Genomic DNA, 4,736 nt, shown 5'->3' with positions numbered 1-4,736 from the left:
TGTGCATAACGCCCCGTCAAAATGACATGCAGCGCAAAACCCAAAGTTGACATAAAGAAGAAAGCATGGGATTCCTTAAATTCAAAGCCCAAACCACCTCCTGGCTCAGCCCGTAATGCTAAAAGCGCCAAACCAATAACTGCGGGAATCAACGCACAAATAAGGTAGAAGGTGATCTTGGTACCAAAGATTAGTCGCGCGATTAGCGGAACGAAGACGACTGCCAAGCTCACGATAAAAGCACCTTCGCCGATATTATCGGTTTGGTCCACCGCTAAGACCCAAAGCAACAATGCACAACCTAACAGGATACCCGTACCTATTCCCTTAACAAACTGATGCCGCTTAAGCACCACCAATTGCGGCCAGGACATTAGAACCAGCACCAGCGCCGCTAATGAAAACCTCAGTGCTAAAAAGATGTAAGGTGAAAACTCTGCCAGGGCGCTTTTGGTGAACACCCATCCCGCAGCAGCAATAAGCGTCACCGCAACGAGCAGCAGTTCGTAATTTCGTATCGAATGAGAGATAGCCCTGGCCTTAAATGTCATTAGTGCAAAAGCGCTTCACGACAATAACAGAAACCGCCCAAGAGTTGTTGACTCTAATAACATTGAAACACTGTTTTCTAATGATTAACTTGCCATTAAATACTTCTCGCCATATCGTTTACTTAGCTACAACTCCACCAAAACCGTCAATATAAAGGTGCAAACTCAATGTTCCCCGATATGCCTGGTAAGCCTTCAGCATCCTTGCTTAAAATCACCTACCTTATTTATGCCTTACATATTTTTAGTGCTATAAGTGGCCTGTTAACGCCAGCGTTTATTCTGACGGCTTTCCTTACCGGCTGGCCTTCGATCATAGCATTGGTTATGAGCTATATCTGGCGGGGTGATGCCGACGGTACCTTCTTGTATTCCCACTTTGACTGGTTAATCACAACTTTCTGGAAAGCCTTGGTTGGTTTAGTCATTGCCTGGATTCTGATCGTGACCATTATTGGCGCAATCATTGGGGTTCCTATTATGTTGGCAGTTGGCGTTTGGGTACTTTACCGATTAGGAAAGGGGCTATTTGCTTTGAATGATAGGCGCCACCTAGCATGAGCCATTCGCTATCGTCTCAAATTTTAAACGTGACCAGGGCTCGTTCTATTATTAAGCTTGAAGATATCCAAAGCTTATGGAGTGGTTACGGAGTAATTAGCCGGTACAAGTTGGAAGGCTGTCAGGCAAGCCAAGTCATCGTAAAACACGTTAAGCTTCCTGAAAAAAGTCAGCACCCCAGAGGCTGGAATACTCAGCGCTCTCATCAACGAAAAATATACTCCTATCAAGTTGAGTGTGCCTGGTATAGAGATTTTAGCGCACTATGCGATGAATCTAGCAGAGTCCCAAAGTGCTTGGACACTGCAAGCTCTGAGGGTGAGTTTTTAATCATCATGGAAGACCTTGCAGCCGAAGGTTTTCCTATTGTAAAAGAGTCAGCAAAGCTTACAGACATGCACACTTGCTTGGGCTGGCTAGCTAACTTCCATGCCAAATTTATGGGGCACGCACCCGACTCTTTATGGAAAACAGGGACATATTGGCACCTCGATACTCGCCCTGATGAGCTTGAAGCACTAGAAGATCAAGCACTAAAGAGCGCTGCCTCACGAATCGACTTCGCACTCGCAAGCAGCCCTTATCAAACCTTCGTACATGGCGACGCCAAGTTGGCAAACTTTTGCTTCTCTGAAGATGGCAAGTCTGTAGCAGCTGTAGACTTTCAATACGTAGGGGGAGGCTGCGGGATGAAAGATCTGGCCTACTTTATTGGCAGCTGTTTGCATGAAGAAGACTGCCAGCGCTATGAAAATCAGCTACTCGATAGCTACTTTGAACAACTTAAACAGGCTTTGCTCAAACACCAAAGCAATATAAACCCTAGCAAGGTTGAAGCCTCCTGGCGCCCTTTATTTTCAGTGGCATGGGCCGACTTTCACCGCTTCCTTAAAGGTTGGAGCCCTGAACATTGGAAGGTCAACGCCTACAGTGAGCAGCAATCACGCAAAGTAATCTCGCAACTAAATCAAGCTAAGGAGAGTTAGGCATGAAACTCTCCCCCACTGATCTCAAGGAACTCGCTCAATACGCTCGAGAAGCAGCCCAACTGGCAGGCGCTGTCATAATGACTTATGCCAATAAGAAAGTTGAAATCCTAACTAAATCGACAGGTTCAAGCGAAGCATCACAAGTACTAACCGAAGTCGACTTGCGTTGTGAGAAGCTAATTCTTGATCATTTGGACGACAGCGTAAGAAAGTACAACTTGGCAGTACTCAGTGAGGAGCAAGAAGATGACAAGCAACGCCTGATAAAAGAAGCTTTTTGGTGCATTGACCCAATAGATGGAACGCTAGCCTTTACACAAGCAAGACCTGGTTATTCTGTATCAATCGCCCTGGTTTCGAAAACAGGTAAATCTCTAATTGGTGTGGTATATGACCCGGTAAAAGACAGAATGTACTCGGCTATTACAGAGCAAGGCCTCTATTTGAATGGCCAAGCCTGGCGCCCGGAAAACGAACTTCGTACTGAGCAGCTAACGCTCCCCTGTGATCGCAGCCTTCTAAAAAGGCCTGACTTTCCTGATATACACAAAGCAATCGACCAATGGCGTACAAATAAGGGCTTAACTCAAATCAATGAAATTCATCACTGCGGTGCAGTAATGAACGCCATACAGGCTTTAGAAAATCCACCCGCATGCTACTTTAAGCCGCCCAAAAAAGAAGACGGCGGCGGTAGCCTTTGGGATTTTGCTGCCACCGCGTGTATCTGTTCAGAAGCCGGTGCATTTGTTTGTGATTATAAGGGACAAGTTCTAGAACTGAATAAAGCAGACAGCACCTTCATGAACCAAAACGGCGTTATCTTCAGTACCGAAAAAGAGCTTGTAGCCGTGATTCAGTCTTTGTATTCCGGCTAGATTCAACTCGCTTTTGAGTAGAAACTGTCACAGCAAGCTTTAGCAAATTTATTCTTGAGTCTAGCTTCAATGCCATCAACCAAGACTTTCTGTATTTCCTGATCACTTACTGTATTGATCTGCCGAATGGCTGAAGGGCTAGTAATATTAACCTCGGTAATATAACCACCAATAAAGTCGAGCCCAGCCAGAGCAATGCCTTCATTTAATAAGAAAGGGCGCATCGTATCGATTATATACTGCTCTCTGAGCGAAACCTCTCCAGCTTCGCAACGCGCACCCTGATGAATATTCGCCAGAAAATCACCTTGCTGTGGCAATCGATTCACCACACCTATAAACAGGACTTAGACTTCTCATCCGCCGAGCAACAATTTCTCATCAAAAAAGACATTAACTCTGTCATGTTGGCAAAGTTCGCTTTGCAGTATAAGTTTCTACTTTCCCTTTGCTGGCTAAGCAAAGCGCATTGCATCAGCTTGGAAATATGATGTGACAAGGTTGAAGCAGGTATACCCAACTTTTTCTGTATGTCGCCCACTGTCATACCACTCTGCCCCGCCTGGATCAGAGTCCGAAAGATTTCAAGGCGAGTAACATTACCCAAAGCTTCTAATTGTTTTGCTGCATTTTCGATATCCATAATAGGGAGCTTATAGATAAACTGCCTCCACCACAACCATACTTCCAGAATATTGGAAATATAAAATAGAAACCTGACTAAGACTTAAATAGGTTTAGTCTCTAACCCGACCGCGAAGCGCCTTGGTTCGACTGTGTTTGGTCTTACTATCCATGCGCTTTCGCTGAGAGTTTCGACTAGGTTTCGTTGGCCGCCGGGTTTTATGAACAACCGTTGCTGCTTGAATTAAAGCCACTAAACGAGCCAGCGCATCTTCACGATTCTTCTCTTGGGTACGAAACTGCTGCGCCTTGATCACTAAGACGCCCTCTTTGTTGATACGGCTATCCTTAAGGCCTAGCAGCCGCTCTTTATAAAAATCCGAAAGCGAAGATGCTTTGATATCAAAGCGCAAGTGAATGGCAGACGAAACTTTATTCACATTCTGACCACCCGCACCTTGAGAACGAATAGCAGAGAGCTGAAGCTCTTCATCAGGAATAGTGACGTAGTCGTTAATCTTAAGCGGCATGAGAAAGGTATTTAATGCATTGAATATACCGCTAACAGTAACTTATAACTCACGGGGATGACAGGAAAAAACACAAGTCTCACGTTCAGCTTTCATTCAGCTTACTTGTTTCACAATGTACAGATATTAATAAACAAGCAGGAGTATGTATGAAAAGCATAAACAAAGCGGCGGTACTGATAGCGATCACAATGCTGATTTCCGGCTGCCATATCACAAGCCAGCAAGGTTCTTATATACTGGAGATCGAGACCACACCCTATAGAGAAAGTGATAGCAGTTGGGCAAGGGCAACTGAAATCATCTTACGTCACCACCAACTTTATTACTCTCAACAAGATTTATTAGACTATCAGTATGTATATTTAGATACAGAGAGCACACCGACTATCGATGACATCAGTTGGCTCTTATGGGATTTGGGAGGTTTAGATAGCTATGTTAGCGGAACATTAAGCCTGATTGAAATAAGGTCTCAACTACGTCAAGGCAGCCCTGTCATGCTTCAATACGGACCGTATTATAGCGGGCACTACCTTGTGATCTATGGTTATGACGACCACGACAGGGTTTATATCCATGAACCTGGCTACGGCACCCGAG

At 44.9% G+C, this 4,736-nt stretch carries 8 protein-coding genes; 4 read left to right on the top strand and 4 right to left on the bottom strand.

The annotated features are described in order from the left end of the window. Positions 1-551 (bottom strand): DMT family transporter (locus A3757_RS07955; protein WP_156506250.1); only part of this gene is annotated, 551 nt, incomplete at its 3' end. Positions 552-719: 168 nt separating this feature from the next. On the opposite strand from A3757_RS07955, the gene A3757_RS07950 reads away from it, so the two are divergent. Genes A3757_RS07950 through A3757_RS07940 form a run of 3 tightly spaced genes read left to right on the top strand, consistent with a single transcriptional unit; the run spans position 720 to position 2,979 of the window. Beyond that, positions 720-1,112, top strand: coding sequence for a hypothetical protein (locus A3757_RS07950; protein ID WP_068514263.1), 393 nt, complete (start codon positions 720-722; stop codon positions 1,110-1,112). Continuing rightward, complete coding sequence (locus A3757_RS07945; RefSeq protein WP_068514260.1) at positions 1,109-2,098, top strand: phosphotransferase; 990 nt, start codon at positions 1,109-1,111, stop codon at positions 2,096-2,098. The genes A3757_RS07950 and A3757_RS07945 overlap by 4 nt, the downstream gene beginning before the upstream one ends. A gap of 2 nt (positions 2,099-2,100) precedes the next feature. Beyond that, a complete protein-coding gene (locus tag A3757_RS07940) occupies positions 2,101-2,979 on the top strand; it encodes a 3'(2'),5'-bisphosphate nucleotidase CysQ (RefSeq protein ID WP_068514256.1) in 879 nt (292 codons plus the stop codon). 2 nt (positions 2,980-2,981) lie between these two features. Here the strand turns inward: A3757_RS07940 and A3757_RS07935 are convergent, their stop codons facing one another. The 3 genes from A3757_RS07935 to arfB all read right to left on the bottom strand — a co-directional run bounded on the left by A3757_RS07935 (position 2,982) and on the right by arfB (position 4,133). Beyond that, positions 2,982-3,308: a hypothetical protein gene (locus A3757_RS07935; protein WP_304438921.1), complete on the bottom strand. Its 327-nt coding sequence runs from the start codon at positions 3,306-3,308 to the stop codon at positions 2,982-2,984. Between the two features lie 5 nt (positions 3,309-3,313). Further along, the gene (locus A3757_RS07930; RefSeq protein ID WP_068506631.1) at positions 3,314-3,622 is read right to left on the bottom strand and encodes a helix-turn-helix transcriptional regulator; all 309 of its coding nucleotides are present in this window, start codon (positions 3,620-3,622) and stop codon (positions 3,314-3,316) included. Between the two features lie 94 nt (positions 3,623-3,716). Continuing rightward, the gene (gene arfB, locus A3757_RS07925) at positions 3,717-4,133 is read right to left on the bottom strand and encodes an alternative ribosome rescue aminoacyl-tRNA hydrolase ArfB (protein ID WP_068514252.1); all 417 of its coding nucleotides are present in this window, start codon (positions 4,131-4,133) and stop codon (positions 3,717-3,719) included. A gap of 149 nt (positions 4,134-4,282) precedes the next feature. On the opposite strand from arfB, the gene A3757_RS07920 reads away from it, so the two are divergent. Further along, a partial coding sequence (locus A3757_RS07920) for a hypothetical protein (protein WP_197469941.1) occupies positions 4,283-4,736 on the top strand: 454 nt, incomplete at its 3' end.

This window comes from Oleiphilus sp. HI0117 (assembly GCF_001635235.1).
This window is presented reverse-complemented; position numbering and strand designations above follow the sequence as displayed.